Origin of the sequence: Rahnella sp. 2050, from assembly GCF_040544515.1 — a bacterium.
GTDB lineage: Bacteria > Pseudomonadota > Gammaproteobacteria > Enterobacterales > Enterobacteriaceae > Rahnella > Rahnella aceris.
This window is the reverse complement of the sequence record NZ_JBEPKE010000003.1, coordinates 246839-261512: the sequence shown is the minus strand read 5'-3', so window position 1 is coordinate 261512 and position 14674 is coordinate 246839. Positions and strand designations below refer to the sequence as shown.

16 protein-coding genes and 1 pseudogene are annotated in these 14674 nt (G+C 51.4%); 10 read left to right on the top strand and 7 right to left on the bottom strand.

Annotated elements, in window-relative coordinates; all coding sequences use genetic code 11:
• Window positions 1-28 precede the first annotated feature (28 nt).
• The 7 genes from ABIC79_RS14755 to ABIC79_RS14725 all read left to right on the top strand — a co-directional run bounded on the left by ABIC79_RS14755 (window position 29) and on the right by ABIC79_RS14725 (window position 6727).
• Window positions 29-751, top strand: a complete 723-nt coding sequence (locus ABIC79_RS14755) for a response regulator transcription factor (RefSeq protein ID WP_013578101.1) — start codon at window positions 29-31, stop codon at window positions 749-751.
• A gap of 3 nt (window positions 752-754) precedes the next feature.
• Window positions 755-2221 carry a sensor histidine kinase gene (locus ABIC79_RS14750; protein ID WP_354567616.1) on the top strand — a complete coding sequence of 489 codons (1467 nt, stop codon included), beginning with the start codon at window positions 755-757 and terminating at the stop codon, window positions 2219-2221.
• A 246-nt stretch (window positions 2222-2467) separates the two neighbouring features.
• Window positions 2468-3967, top strand: a complete 1500-nt coding sequence (locus ABIC79_RS14745; RefSeq protein WP_013578103.1) for a UbiD family decarboxylase — start codon at window positions 2468-2470, stop codon at window positions 3965-3967.
• Window positions 3968-4026: 59 nt separating this feature from the next.
• Window positions 4027-4596 (top strand): UbiX family flavin prenyltransferase, encoded by a 570-nt coding sequence (locus ABIC79_RS14740; RefSeq protein ID WP_121019887.1) that lies wholly within the window; start codon window positions 4027-4029, stop codon window positions 4594-4596.
• 39 nt (window positions 4597-4635) lie between these two features.
• Window positions 4636-5349, top strand: a complete 714-nt coding sequence (locus ABIC79_RS14735) for a DUF554 domain-containing protein (RefSeq protein WP_112151437.1) — start codon at window positions 4636-4638, stop codon at window positions 5347-5349.
• A gap of 87 nt (window positions 5350-5436) precedes the next feature.
• A complete protein-coding gene (locus ABIC79_RS14730) occupies window positions 5437-6291 on the top strand; it encodes a LysR family transcriptional regulator (protein ID WP_014416647.1) in 855 nt (284 codons plus the stop codon).
• 115 nt (window positions 6292-6406) lie between these two features.
• Window positions 6407-6727 carry a DMT family transporter gene (locus ABIC79_RS14725; RefSeq protein ID WP_013578105.1) on the top strand — a complete coding sequence of 107 codons (321 nt, stop codon included), beginning with the start codon at window positions 6407-6409 and terminating at the stop codon, window positions 6725-6727.
• A gap of 59 nt (window positions 6728-6786) precedes the next feature.
• Here the strand turns inward: ABIC79_RS14725 and ABIC79_RS14720 are convergent, their stop codons facing one another.
• The 7 genes from ABIC79_RS14720 to ABIC79_RS14690 form a co-directional block, all read right to left on the bottom strand.
• Complete coding sequence (locus ABIC79_RS14720) at window positions 6787-7260, bottom strand: helix-turn-helix transcriptional regulator (protein WP_013578106.1); 474 nt, start codon at window positions 7258-7260, stop codon at window positions 6787-6789.
• Window positions 7257-8606 (bottom strand): type II toxin-antitoxin system HipA family toxin, encoded by a 1350-nt coding sequence (locus ABIC79_RS14715; protein ID WP_013578107.1) that lies wholly within the window; start codon window positions 8604-8606, stop codon window positions 7257-7259. Before ABIC79_RS14715 ends, ABIC79_RS14720 begins: the two co-directional genes overlap by 4 nt.
• 195 nt (window positions 8607-8801) lie before the next feature.
• Window positions 8802-9023 (bottom strand): YdgH/BhsA/McbA-like domain containing protein, encoded by a 222-nt coding sequence (locus ABIC79_RS14710; protein WP_014416648.1) that lies wholly within the window; start codon window positions 9021-9023, stop codon window positions 8802-8804.
• 167 nt (window positions 9024-9190) lie between these two features.
• Complete coding sequence (locus tag ABIC79_RS14705) at window positions 9191-9814, bottom strand: NAD(P)H-binding protein (RefSeq protein WP_121019888.1); 624 nt, start codon at window positions 9812-9814, stop codon at window positions 9191-9193.
• A complete protein-coding gene (gene hutX / locus ABIC79_RS14700; protein ID WP_404814850.1) occupies window positions 9811-10323 on the bottom strand; it encodes a heme utilization cystosolic carrier protein HutX in 513 nt (170 codons plus the stop codon). The genes ABIC79_RS14705 and hutX overlap by 4 nt, the downstream gene beginning before the upstream one ends.
• A complete protein-coding gene (gene hutW, locus ABIC79_RS14695; RefSeq protein WP_166860982.1) occupies window positions 10310-11635 on the bottom strand; it encodes a heme anaerobic degradation radical SAM methyltransferase ChuW/HutW in 1326 nt (441 codons plus the stop codon). Before hutW ends, hutX begins: the two co-directional genes overlap by 14 nt.
• A 112-nt stretch (window positions 11636-11747) precedes the next feature.
• Window positions 11748-12122, bottom strand: coding sequence for a hypothetical protein (locus ABIC79_RS14690; protein WP_013578111.1), 375 nt, complete (start codon window positions 12120-12122; stop codon window positions 11748-11750).
• 378 nt (window positions 12123-12500) lie between these two features.
• Between ABIC79_RS14690 and ABIC79_RS14685 the strand changes: the two genes are divergently transcribed.
• From ABIC79_RS14685 to lldD, 3 genes and pseudogenes are all read left to right on the top strand, one after another.
• Window positions 12501-12719, top strand: a complete 219-nt coding sequence (locus ABIC79_RS14685; RefSeq protein ID WP_013578112.1) for a YgdI/YgdR family lipoprotein — start codon at window positions 12501-12503, stop codon at window positions 12717-12719.
• A 125-nt stretch (window positions 12720-12844) separates the two neighbouring features.
• A pseudogene (locus ABIC79_RS14680) lies at window positions 12845-13138 on the top strand (ferric citrate ABC transporter ATP-binding protein FecE); the annotation flags it as partial.
• A 368-nt stretch (window positions 13139-13506) separates the two neighbouring features.
• Window positions 13507-14670, top strand: a complete 1164-nt coding sequence (gene lldD, locus ABIC79_RS14675; protein ID WP_354567609.1) for an FMN-dependent L-lactate dehydrogenase LldD — start codon at window positions 13507-13509, stop codon at window positions 14668-14670.
• Window positions 14671-14674: the final 4 nt, after the last annotated feature.

Sequence of the window (14674 nt, the reverse complement as noted above, 5' to 3'; positions counted from 1 at the left end):
AGGAAACGCCACGTTTTTGGGATAACACATGGATAAGACGAAGAAGATCCTGATCGTTGAAGATGACGGGGATATCGCAGAACTGCTCAGCCTGCATCTGCGTGATGAAGGTTATGAGATTACCCACGCCGCCGACGGCAATCTGGGCGTGGCACATCTGGAGAAGGGCGGCTGGGACGCGCTGATCCTCGATCTGATGCTGCCGGGCGTTGATGGCCTGGAAATCTGCCGCCGTGCACGCAATATGACGCGGTATACGCCGATCATTATTATCAGCGCGCGTTCCAGCGAAGTACATCGCGTGCTCGGGCTGGAACTGGGGGCGGACGATTATCTGGCGAAGCCGTTCTCTATGCTGGAACTGGTGGCGCGGGTCAAGGCGCTGTTCCGGCGGCAGGAAGCGATGAGCCGTAATCTGAAAATGGATGCCGGAACGCTGAGCTTTTCCGGGCTGGTGATCGACCCGATTGCGCGTGACGTGATGCTCAATCATCAGTCTGTCGAGCTGACGCCCCGCGAGTTTGACCTGTTGTATTTCTTTGCCAAAAATCCCGGCAAAGTATTCTCGCGACTCAGCCTGTTAAATCAGGTCTGGGGCTATGAACACGAAGGGTATGAACATACGGTGAACACCCATATCAACCGGCTGCGCATCAAGATAGAAACCAATCCGGCCGAGCCGGAACGGATTCTGACCGTGTGGGGAAAAGGCTATAAATTCGTGTCCTCTTCTGAGGCGTCACAAGGGTAAATCATGAAAAATCTCACGCTGGCGCAAAGACTGACTCTGGTGTTTATGGTGCTGCTGATCGCCTGCTGCGCGCTTTCCGGCTATATGCAGGTGCGTTCCAGCAACCAGTACAGCCAGTCGGTGATCCAGCGTCTGTCGGCCAATCTGGCGACGCAGATCGCGGCGAATAATCCGCTGCTCAGCCAGGGCGACTGGGATCCCAAAGCGGTCCATACGCTGTTTGATCAGCTGATGGCGGTGAATCCGAGCGTTGAGGTGTATCTGCTCGACAAAGACGGCAATATCGTCGGCAATGCGGCGCCTCCGGGACGCTTGCAACAGCAGAAAATCGATTTAGCACCGGTGAATGCGCTGCTGCACGGCGCGAAAATGCCGGTATATGGCGACAATCCGCGTGACCCGCAAACCCCTCAGGTATTCAGCGCCGCGCCGTTGCAGGTAGACGGTGTGACCAAAGGCTATGTGTATATTGTGCTTCTCGGCGATGAATACACCGCACTGACCAGCGACGCGCAGTATCAGTCGGCGATTTCTCTGGCGCTGCGGTCTATGGGGCTGGTGGCGCTGTTTGGCCTGCTGGCGGGTGCGCTGGCGTTCCGTTGGGTGACGCGCCCGGTGCGTAAACTCACGGCGCAGATTGCACAACTCGATTCCGGCGGCATGGACGCAATTCAGGCGCTGTCGAAAACGGATACTCCGGCCGGTGCCGCCCGCGATGAAGTCACGCAGTTACAACAGGCGTTTGTCGCGCTGGCAAAACGTATCGACCAGCAATGGCAAAGTCTGATGGTGCAGGATCAGCAGCGGCGGGAATTTATCGCCAATATTTCTCATGACCTGCGCACGCCGCTGACCTCCCTGCATGGCTATCTGGAAACGTTGTCGGTGAAAGCTGAACATCTGACCAACGAAGACCGGCAGCGTTATCTGAATATTGCCCTGACGCAAAGTAAAAAAGTCGGGCGGCTGGCGCAGGAATTATTTGAACTGGCACGGCTGGAATATGGCGTGGTGAAACCGCAGAAAGAACCTTTCTCGCTGAGTGAACTGGTGCAGGATGTTTTCCAGAAATTTGAACTGGCGACTGAAACGCGCGGGCAAAAATTACTGGCGGATATCACGCCGGGTATTCCGCTGGTGAATGCCGATTTAGGCATGATTGAACGGGTGCTGACTAATCTGCTGGATAATGCGATTCGTTTTACACCGGAAGGCGGCGTAATCGAAATAAAACTGTGGAAACAGGAAGGGCAGGTGATGGTACAACTGAAAGACAGCGGACCGGGCATTGCGCCGGAGCTGAAAGACAGCCTGTTTGTGCGTCCGTCAATCCTCAGTACCAATAAACACCGTGCGGGCGGGCTGGGGCTGATGATCGTGCGCCGCATTCTGCAACTCCACGGCAGCGATATCCGGCTGATTGAACAACCGAAACACGGTGCCTGTTTTCAGTTTTCCGTACCTGTTTAAATTCCTGATTTTTAATTTCCGTCAGGGTATGAATGCCGTGGCGGAATTAACGTAATGTTTCGTCATTAAGTTATTGTGATGTATTGATTAGTGTTAAATAATTATTATTTTTTTGATATAAACCAAAAAGGTTTAGCGCGTGAATTTAAACGGTACTTTTTGATCTTCGGCAGTAAATATATATTCAATCCGGCGATGAAAATAATTTTCTCATTATGTGGAATATTTATTTACCTGGATAAAAATATGTCTAAGAAAGAAAGCCACCCTCAAAATAATAACGTGCACGACCTCCGGTCTGCGATTGCATTTTTAGAAAGCCTGCCAGGCGAAATGGTCAGTACCGATGTGGAAGTGGATCCGCATGCGGAACTCTCCGGCGTGTACCGCTATGTCGGTGCCGGGGGAACCTGTGAACGTCCGACCCGTAAAGGCCCGGCGATGATGTTTAACACCATCAAAGGTTTTCCGGGGGTGCGTGTGGTCACCGGCCTGATGTCTACCCGCGAACGTGTGGGCTATCTGCTGAACTGTGCGCCGGAAAAACTCGGTTTCCTGCTGAAAGATTCGGTGAAAAACGCCATCGCGCCCGTGGTTGTGGATCGCGGCACGGCACCCTGTCAGGAAGTGACGTATCTGGCGGATGATCCGAATTTTGACCTGCGCACCTTGCTGCCTGCACCGACCAATACCGAAGAAGATGCCGGTCCGTATTTCACCATGGGCATGTGCTATGCCTCTGATCCTGAAACCAAAGAATCCGACATTACCATTCACCGCCTGTGCATTCAGAGCCGCGACGAACTGTCGATGTGGCTGACCCCGGGTCGCCATATTGATGCTTTCCGCGAAAAAGCCGAGCGTGCGGGTAAACCGCTGCCGATTTCCATCAGCATCGGCGTTGATCCGGCGATTGAGATTGCCGCCTGCTTCGAGCCACCCACCACGCCGCTGGGCTTCAACGAACTGAGCATTGCCGGTGCATTACGCGGGAAAGCGGTGGAACTGACGCACTGTGTTTCCATCGACGAAAAAGCCATTGCCCACGCCGAAATCGTGATTGAAGGCGAACTGCTGCCGGACGTGCGTGTCCGTGAAGATCAGAACACCAACACCGGCAAAGCGATGCCTGAATTCCCGGGCTATACCGGTGAAGCCAAAGCCGCGCTGCCGGTGATTAAGGTGAAAGCGGTGACGCATCGCCGCAATCCTATCCTGCAAACCACGCTTGGCCCGAGCGGCGAACACGTCAGCATGGCCGGTATTCCGACCGAAGCCAGTATTCTGGATATGATCGACCGCGCCATGCCGGGGCGTGTGTTGAATGTGCATGCGCACACCTCCGGTGGCGGTAAGTTACTGGCGGTGCTGCAATTTAAAAAATCCTCACCGGTGGATGAAGGCCGTCAGAGACAAGCCGCGCTGCTGGCGTTTGCAGCCTTTTCCGAGCTGAAACACGTGATTCTGGTGGATGAAGATGTGGATATTTTCGATACCGATGACATCCTGTGGGCGATGCAAACCCGCTATCAGGGCGACGTGGATACCGTCACTATTCCGGGTGTGCGCTGCCATCCGCTGGATCCTTCGCAACATCCAGCCTACAGCCCAGGTATTTTGCAGGAAGGTATGTCATGCAAAACTATTTTCGACTGCACAGTGCCGTTTCATCTGAAAGCCCATTTCGAACGTTCCAAATTTAAAGACGTCGATGTGAAGAAATTCCTGCCTGATTTTAAATATTAATATTATGTGCCCTTCATACTTCGCATTGCAGTGCGAAGTATGAAGGGCGGAGAGGTGAAATGAAGAGAAGGCGGATAATTGTCGGCATCAGCGGGGCTTCGGGATTTCAGTATGGAATGAAGGCACTGGAAATATTGCGCGATATCGATATCGACGTGCACCTGATTATCAGTAAAGGTGCCGAAGTGACACGTAGTCTCGAAACCGATATCGGGCGGCAGGATGTGATCCGGCTGGCCGATGACGTGCATTCCATTAATAATCTTGGGGCGTCGGTATCCAGTGGTTCTTTTAAAACCATCGGGATGATTATCGCGCCGTGTTCGATGAACACTCTGGGGTCTGTTGCTCACGGACTCACCAGTAACTTACTGACACGCGCCGCAGATGTCGTATTAAAAGAGCGGCGCAGGTTAGTATTAATGGTCAGAGAAACGCCGTTGAATCTGTCGCATCTGAAAAATATGCAGGCGGTGACGGAAATGGGCGGGATTATTTTCCCGCCGGTTCCCGCCCTGTACCATAAACCTGAAAGCGTGGATGATATTATTCACCACAGCGTGGCACGTGCTCTGGATTTATTTGACCTGGATGTTGGCAATATTAAGCGCTGGGGCGAAGACCGATAAACAGCACAGAGCGAAATACCTCAAATTTGTGGAGTTAACATGTTAATTGGACCTATTGTTAACAGCGGTGCCATTATTCTTGGCGGCCTGTTAGGGGGCTTTCTTGGCGTAAAAATGCCAGAGCGCTTGCGAACCTCGCTGCCCCAGACCTTCGGTTTGTGCTCGATGGCGCTTGGCGTCGTACTGCTGGTGAAAATGCACAGCATGCCGGTAGTGATTTTATCGGTGATCCTCGGTGCGGCTATCGGAGAACTGTTTTATCTCGAACGCTATATTGCCCGTCTTGGGAATATGGCACGCGGTATCGCTTCGAAATTTGCGCCGGATACCGGCATGGACCATAACGTTTTTACCGAGAAATTCGTGGCGATTATTGTGCTGTTTTGCGCCAGTGGCACCGGGATTATCGGGGCGATGACCGAAGGCATGACGCATGATCCGAACATCCTGTTCGTAAAAGCCATCATGGATTTATTCACAGCTGCGATTTTTGCTACGGTGCTGGGTTATGCCGTTGCACTGATTTTTATTCCGCAGTGGATTGTGCAGTTTCTTATCGCCTCGGCAGCGGTGTCTATTTTGCCGCTGACCAATGCTGAAATGATGGGTGATTTCACCGCAGCAGGCGGTTTTATTATGCTGGCGGCCGGTTTTCGCATCAGCGGAATTAAATCTATCGCAGTAGGAAATTTATTACCGGCGTTAATTCTGGTCATGCCCATTTCCCACTACTGGAGCCTGTTTATCCACTGACGGATGTCCGCACAAGCCACTTCCCCGTGAAGTGGCTTTTTGTATACTGGACGTCACGCGGCCAGACTGACAGGAAGGGAAAGAAAGATGGATCTCAAAAGAATGCGCTATTTCTGTACCATCGCTGAGCAGGGCTCGATCAGCAAAGCGGCGAAAGTGCTGAATATCGCACAGCCTCCGCTCGGAAAACGCCTGCATGAGCTGGAAGAAGAAATCGGTTCGCCGCTGTTTATCCGCACCAGCAAACAAATGGTACTCACTGAAGCCGGACGCTTTCTGTATCGCAAAACCAGCGACATCCTCAATCAGGTTAACAGCGTCACCAGACAAGCCATCGATATCGCCTCGCAAAAAAAACGCCCGGTGCGTATCGGCGTTTCTTACCTTTATCTGCGCTATTTCAACACCGTTTTTCTCGAGCTGTACCGCAAAAACCCGGACTGGGATCCGAACATTTTAGTGTCCGAATCGACCAGTCTGGAAGAGCTGGTGATGAACAAAACGCTGGATATGGCGATGATCCAGACGCCCGCCGACGTGCGTTCTTTCTACGTGCGTGAATTCGAGCCGATAAAACTGGTCGCGGTGGTGTCCGGCGAACTGGCGAGCACGCTGCCGGAACGTACGCTTTCTTTTGCTGATCTCTCCGGTTTCCCGTTGGTGATGCTGCACCGCATGGGCGGCGAGGGGACGTATGAAGTGCTGCTCAACCGACTGTATGAAGAAGTGAAAGACGTGAATGTGATCATGAAAGTGTCCGAACCCCGGATGGTGATCGAGATGTTCCGCGACGGTCTGGTCGGTGCGGCGCTGATGCCGGGATCTGAAGTGGGTGAGAGCCGTCACTTCCGCAGCTTTGAAATCGAACAGAAGGGGAAACTTTTCCGTCCGGCCATTATTACCCTGCACACTGAAAAAGATTCTTTTTTGCCCGAGGCGTAGATTTTGTAAAGTCAGGAAAGAGTGAACTATAATCCCCACTCTTCATGCTGACTGGACGACCAGAGACTCAGCCATACTGATGCAGGGACGACCTTGCGTGTTTTAAGGACATTTTATGGCCTGGGTTTATCTGCTTTTCGCCGGTATTTTCGAAGTGGTCTGGTCGACCGCGATGAAAGAATCTCACGGTTTCACCCGTCTCATTCCCAGTATGCTTACGGTCTTCTTCATGATACTCAGCGTCGTTTTGCTGGCGATTTCCATGAAAACGCTGCCCCTCGGCACGTCTTACACCGTCTGGGTAGGCATCGGTGCCATCGGCGCTTTCATTCTCGGTGTTGTGATGTTTGGCGAAAGCCTTAATCCGCTGCGCGTCATCGCCGTCCTGCTGATTTTTTCAGGCGTAATTTTGCTGAAAGTAGCGACGAAAGGATAGAAGCGGCAACGCGGAACATGACAAAGCCGCTCTGTAAAAGGAGCGGCTTTTTTTACATCTTACTCACTGCGCTCAAAGAGAGTCCTGAATATCTGCTGAGAAACCGGCACCAGCCCGACTTTCAGGCCAAATGGTCTAAACAGTTTGTTGATGATGTCAGGCGTGTAATTTCCCTTATCATTTTCCACTTCTGATAGCGTCTTACGTGACACTGTCACTAGTTTCCCAAAGGCGTCTTGTTTTAACCCCAGCACCGTAATCCTCAGTGCTTTTAGTGCTTGTCCCTGCGTGATTTCACCCAAAAGTAACGCCCGCATGATGTCGAGCCGGGCTTGATTTCGGTCATTGGTGCTGACGGGTTTCGTCAGGTTCGACACTCTTCGCTGGGCTTGTTTTTTTCCCGTGGAAGATGTTTCTTCCTGAGCCAGCATTTGTCCGGCGTCACGCCGCACATGATTCGCCTCATTTTGTTTAGCCCGTATTTTATCAATGGTATTTCTCGCAGAGTTTGCGGCAATCTCTGGTTCTTTCATAACAACCCCCAGCGGCGTAACTTTTCAGGAATAAAACTGAAACTTATCGCGGGCATGTTCAAAATTTGCTGCGGTATGCCACGGGCTTCCAGCCGCTCTTTCAGTCCCGACAGTTGATGTGACGTGTTTTTAAGTGCCGAAAGTAATGTTTCTGCCGGGACAAGATCATCGAGTGATTGTGCAATGCCGGGATAATCGTATTCACCGCCGATTTCCAACGGAGCCTTCCATTTCGTCGTTCTGGCAATACCTTCCGGATCGGCTTTCATCGGCGCAAAATCGTAGATTGGTGCAAGCCGGATGCTGCGTTCATCTTTCAGGAAAGAGGTGTTACGCCCATGATTATCGCTGTTACCAAAAATAATATTGAGCAGATCTCGTCGTACCCATTCAGTCACAAACCCCGGGATATCAAAATCAAAACCTTGTTCTGTCACCATATGACTGTGTGAAATCTTATCGATCAGTGCACGGAGGGTTTCTTCATGATACAGCGTCACACCGGGCGCTTTGCGCAGGAGTGAATAGACTGATTCCATTCCGAAACGTCTGATAAGTCCTTCCTCTTCAAAAGAAATATCAAAACGCGGAAGCCAGAGTGACGGATAAGTCAGCCCTTCTTCCAGCCGCATGTTTTGCGTCGGGATCGTGTCAAACCCCATGGCTTCAAGCTCATGGTAGAAATAGAATTCTGCCCGAAGAATATTGCAGTCTACCTCTGTTCTTGCGCCACGGGGATATTTGACCAAATAGGGAATGTCCCGGTTGGCAGTGTCATTCTGGTAGGTATCAATCCAGATTTGCTGTTCCTGACTACAACGCAGCAACAGCTTTGGTGCTTCGCCCCCGGCGCCTGTCGCGCCACCGGCAGCCGCACCGCGTTGTTGTGCGTAGTCCAGAAAGTCACCCGCCCGGTTTTTAACATCTTCTATAGTGAAGAAAAGTTTTTCAGCCAGCGGATTATATTCCGGTAATGATTCTTTTATGCGCAGATTGCCAACAGGGGACAAGGTGCCATGTTTGAGCAAAATGAAATTTTGCTGATCGGCTGTCAGTCCTTCGAGATCGAGATAGTTTGCCCAATAGCGGCGACTTGAACCGCTGGGAATAATATCATCAAGAAACTTCAGCCAACCCCGCTCATCGTCACCATCAAAAAACAAAGAGACGGGGTGATTCAACGATGCGGCATGGTTATCGTCACGATCAAGGTTATCAATAGCGTAATCCGAATGATAATTCAGTTCGGTCAGACGATAGTTATTCTGCTCACTGCCGGGAAAAGTGATGTTAGCAATATCAACCCAGGTATTATTGAGGAAAGCTTGTAACGTTAAAAATTCCATATGGGCTCCCATTAGTGTATGAGTGGTATATTACTCATTATCCAATGAGAGTCCATTTAATGTTACCTAAATAACTCATTAAAGGTTTTTTAAAGCAATAATGAGTGATATACCACTCATTATGTTTTTTACCCCAATGACAAAGCCGCTCTGTAAAAGGAGCGGCTTTTGTTTTTATCTCAGGACTTCAGCAAATCATTTGTACAACACGGCAGTGCCGTGAAGACGGTTCTGACCACCGGCTTCGATGATTTTATAAGAGGTTGCACCGGCGGCAGCGGCTTTAGCTGCGAAGGTGGATTCCAGGCCCTCTAATGTATTGCCAGAAGCAGATACAGTGCCGATTTCAGCGGCGAAGCTACCGAAAGAAACCGTGGCGAGTGCAGCAGCAACAACGAAAGTTTTGATAGATTTCATGATGTCATTCCTTCTCAATGTTTGTTTGGGGAAGGCCATGTGCCTTCGATGAGAAGAAGAATAACGCCGTGGGATTAGAATGAATAGCGAAGTGATTTGCTGATATTGGTTAAAATTTCTGAATAACATGTCAGGGGGCGAAATACCCCGTTTCCGGGGCATTTAATTCAGAACCGTTCTCCTTCCAGCATTGAATCACACAGCGCAAACACTTTGCCCCAGCCATCGCCTGAGGCCAGCAGTTGCTGGATGTGCAGGGCGACATCACTCCTGCGCACGCGGCCGTGAGCTTCGGTTTGGATCAGGTGCGCTTTGCCGGTCGCCTCACCGTTCATCAGGCCACCGGGACGAAGGATACATCCTTCGAGCGAGCTGGTTTGCAGCCAGCTTTCCGCCAGTGATTTCTCACGAACCGCCTGGCCGAACGCCTGTTTTGCCCGTGCGGATAACGTTGGCCAACTGTCGCCGCAACCGATAGACGTCACCAGCAACATCTGGCGGATGCCGGCTTGTTCTGCGGTATCAATGATCAGCCGGTTGGCAGTGTAATCGGCAAGTTTGCCACCCAGCGTTGACACGATTTGCGCGTCCGGACCGGCCATCTGGCAGGCCTGCAATACATCTGCGGAATTGAGTGCATCGCCTTCAATGACGGTCACGCCCTGTTCACGCAATACTGCGGCTTGTTCAGGGTTGCGGATCAGTGCCACTACCGGGCGATCCTGCGCCGTGAGCTTAACCAGTTCTGCGCCGACACCGCTGCCTGCGCCAAAAATCAGCAAAGTATTCAAGGTTGTTTCTCTCTCTCAGCCAGCATGGCGGGAAGGGCACGAAAAGCATTCAGCTGATCGGCAAGAAGCTGGCGATGGCTGTCGCGCCCGACGAAAACCTTGAGCATGGCATAACCGCAAGCGTTTAAAAACCAGACACTTGCTGTGCTCATTCCCATAAATGGCCGTTCAACCAGGGCAATATGCTGGCAGTGTGTGGCACGGATATGGCCGCTCATTCCGTGTTTACCGCGCAAATTAAAGTAGCCGTGACGATGCGTGCCGGTCGGCAATTCACCGTGGAATTCAAGGATCAGATCCTCGTTATTCACCAGCGTCGTCACCTCGCCCCATGCCGTGATGTTGTCCCAGACCGCATCAAAATGTGTGCCTGCAAACAGAGAACTTCCCGGCAGATTGCGGATCACCTCCAGCGGCGTGATGGCATATTCCCGGGCGATATCTTCGACAGTGCCGTCGGGTTGCGTGGCTAAAAAGTCGATCAGGGACTGAAGGTTATCCGTGTGCATGTGCGTCATTCCGTAAGGTCAGTTGAGGGATCAGTGTTTGTAAGGCCTGCAACATATTGCTGGCCCAGAACCGCCCGGCAGGCGTGAGATTAAAGCGCGGGCCTTCGCTGTGCATCAGGCCGCACTGTTGCCATTGTTGCAACAGGGGTTCAAGCGGGAAGGGGTCTTCAACAATACGGCTGAGATCATAACGGCCCGCTTCGATGCCGCCCTGCAAATCCAGCCGCCAGCGGTGCTCGCGGGTCGTTGACGCTGTCATCATCATGATAGGTTTCAACCCGGCGTCCAGTTGCTGGTAATACGCTTCCAGACTGCGCGCCGTCATATACGACTGACCCTCCAGATTGCCGCCCGCCCCGCTGCCAAAGGCCAGACAATCCGCGCCTTTTTTGATCAGCAAATTGTAGAGATTGCGCTCGCGGGTGTTGCGCGCCCAGTGACTGTTACTGATCTGATGCCAGGCATCACGCGCCAGAAACGCCTCGCCTTCGAGATAAAAATCGCGGCGCATGCTGACATCCGGCAGTGTAGTGCGTTTATTCCCGACCGCTTTGCCCAGCGGCGTGGAAGGCAGCAGGTTCAGCGCATAAAGATCAACGCCATCCAGCGGCAGGTCGCGGATAATCTGCAAATCTTCCCGCCAGCTCTCAGGCGTCTGCTCCGGCAATCCGAACATCAGGTCGCAGACCACGGCAGCCCGGTCACGTTCGCCGAGTTTACGCAGGAAACTGATGGCTTCGTCACGGTTCGCGCGGCGCCCCATTCGCTGGCGGATGCGCGTGTCAAAGGTCTGAATACCGATGGAAAAGCGGTTCGCACCGGCATCCAGACAGGCATCAATCCGTTCATCATCAAAGTTAAGAATACGTCCTTCGACGGTGATTTCGCAGTCCGGCGCCAGGGGTAAACTGCGGCGCAGCGTGGTGATAATCCGGTGCAGTTGTTTCGCGCTGAGCGCGGTCGGCGTGCCGCCACCAAAGTACACGGCGTGGACAGGGGCGGACTGATGCAGCGGCGAACCGGCTTCCTGCTCAATTTCGCGGATCAGATAATCGCAGTATTGTTCTGTGGCTTGCGCTTCCAGCTTGTTCTGGTAGAACCCGCAGAATGTGCAGTGCGTGGCACAAAAAGGGATATGCAGATAGACCAGGCGCTTATTGGCCGCAAGTGTGCGCATGCAGAGCGCCTGCCACTGTGCAGGGACATCCTGCGGGGCGACGGGCTGCTGAGGTCGCCATGGCATCACTGCCCGCCGGTCGGGAAATGGCAGTCCCTGATCAGCGGCATAAAAACGCGAGAGGTCTAAGCTCATAGGGTTCTTCTTCTCCTGAAGAATCAATCATTCCCGAGCATTAAACGATAATGATTATCATTCGATCAAACCTAACCCGCGTTTTAGATGATCTGTATCAAGTTAAAAAGGATTACTGATCCAGTTCTGACTTACATTGATGCAACACGGCATCCATATCCCGATACGCCCAGTCCTGAACGTTATGTGTACTTACTGAGCGGCCAATAGACCCCACAGTGGCTTTATCAATCCAGTAGATACCCGCTGTTTCTCCATTTTTACTTACGGTCATTTCTTTCATTATATTGGCTGCATCATTTTCGGGTGTTCCGGTTTGATAGCCTTTTTGATTCAGGTTCTGACGTAAACAATAAGCAATGTCCCAGGGATGATTATTAATATAATCCACTGAAAAATTCTTTTCACCCGCACATGCTGATATCAGAAATATCAGCGTGAGTAATATTGGTTTCCTGAGCATAGTTATTCTCATCTCATTTTTCATTAGAGCTATTCCGGTTATTGATTCTCTCTTTTACCGGGCATGATGATATTGCTGCGCATATACCTCTGCGGACGCCCGATAATGAATATTATCGCGTTCCGGTACGAGCGCCAACAATTTAAAATTAGAAAATATGCGCATGGATTCTGCGTAATGTACGCATAAAAAATTCTTTATCAGGATGTTAAAATATTAACATCATCCTTATTTTTCAGCATCCCGTTGTCAAAGCGTTGTATTTAAGGACAGTATTAACGCATAACATGAGCCATCAGAATACGCTTATGCGAAAGTGGATGGTTAGAAAATAATGATATATTTATTAGCCTGATAGCGTGTTTTTCGGATGTTTAGCGTTAAAATTCAACAGGAGTTATGATGAAAAAAGTATTAAGCGTAGTGGCTGTTATGGGCATCATGTTTGCTGTCAGTGCCTGTTCCAGTGACTATGTCATTTCAACCAATGACGGGCATATGATTACAACACATGGCAAGCCGGTGAAAGACAAAGATACCGGTCTGATCTCTTATAAAGATACTGATGGCAGTGTTCACCAGGTTCATCAGGGTGACGTAAAAGAGATTGTCGAAAAATAAGTGCGCTGGCACAGGAACCGCCATTAATATCATTAATGGCGTCATCTGCAGGGTAAAAATATATATTTCTTTCTCAGAAAGTTATAGCCGATTGCCAGCCCGAAAAACATAAATCTCTCTTATGGTCTGGTTCAAGGGGAAATAGAGCACGTTTGCTGACATCGCTGATGCTGCTCGACGAGCCGACCACCTATCTTGATATCAGCCATCAGGTTGAGCTGATGAACCTGCTGCGCAGTCAGAATCAGCAGGGGAAAACGCGGGTGGCGGTGCTGCACGATTTGAATCAGGCCAGCCGCTATTGTGATTATCTGGTGATGATGGCGGCGGGCAAAATTATCGCGCAGGGCACGCCGGAAGAGGTGATGACACCCGAATTGCTGGCGCAGGTACTTTCACCCTTCATCCCCGGTGACTAAAGAACAATATATCTTCTGGAATGACACAGCCGCGTTATTTGGAGAACCAGACGTTGAAGGCTTTATCGGATTGACGCTATTTATTATTTGTCCTGTTATCACAGTTATTTTGTATCAGGTGATCGTCAGGCTTTTACACTGGCATCTGAACAAACCCGATAAATGATGAATCCGTGGACATCATCAATGCGGCGAGATTAAACCCGCCGCGCATTTTCAAGATTTCTCCTTCTTTCTACTCCCATGCTCTGCCGCGTAAAAATATGGTTTTTCGTTGCCATTGTTTTCTCTCAGGTTGTGTTTATCAGCTACACTTTTGACACCCCTACAGCGCCAATCAAAAGAGCGCAAGATAACGAGAAAACATCATGATCATTTCTGCATCAACGGACTATCGCGCCGCGGCAAAAAGTAAACTGCCGCCATTCCTGTTTCATTACATCGACGGCGGCGCTTACAACGAGCATACACTCAGACGTAATACCGCCGATCTGGCCGACATCGCCTTGCGTCAGCGCATCCTCAAAAACATGTCCGATCTCAGTCTTGAGACACAACTGTTTGGCGAAAAACTGGCGATGCCCGTCGTGCTGGCACCGGTCGGTCTGACCGGTATGTACGCGCGACGCGGCGAAGTGCAGGCTGCCCGCGCGGCGGCAAAAAAAGGCATTCCTTTCACGCTTTCCACCGTCTCTGTCTGTCCGATTGAAGAGGTTGCACCGGCCATCGACCGGCCGATGTGGTTCCAGCTTTATGTGTTGAAAGACCGGGGTTTCATGCGCAATGCGCTGGAACGCGCGCAGGCGGCGGGGGTTAAAACACTGGTGTTTACCGTGGATATGCCGACGCCCGGCGCACGTTATCGCGATGCGCATTCCGGCATGAGCGGTCCAAACGCCGCTGCACGCCGCATGTTGCAGGCGGTCATGCATCCGCAATGGGCCTGGGATGTGGGGCTGAATGGCAAACCGCATGATCTGGGTAATGTTTCCGCTTATCGCGGCAAACCCACCACGCTGGAGGATTATATCGGCTGGCTGGGCGCAAACTTCGACCCGTCGATTTCATGGAAAGATCTGGAATGGATCCGTGAGTTCTGGAAAGGCCCGATGATTATCAAAGGGATTCTGGATTCGGAAGATGCAAAAGACGCGGTGAAATTTGGTGCTGATGGCATTGTGGTCTCCAACCACGGCGGCCGTCAGCTTGACGGTGTGTTGTCCACCGCCCACGCACTGCCGGCTATTGCAGACGCGGTGAAAGGTGACATCACCATTCTCGCCGATTCCGGCATTCGCACCGGTCTGGACGTGGTCCGCATGATTGCGCTCGGTGCAGACAGCGTGCTGCTGGGCAGGGCGTTTGTGTATGCGCTGGCGGCGGCGGGCGAGGCCGGGGTCATTAATCTGCTGAACCTGATCGAAAAAGAAATGCGGGTAGCGATGACATTGACCGGGGCGAAATCCATTGCTGATATCAGTGGCGATTCGCTGGTTTACGGACGGAATCAGGTGCATCGCGCGACCTTGTAAAATG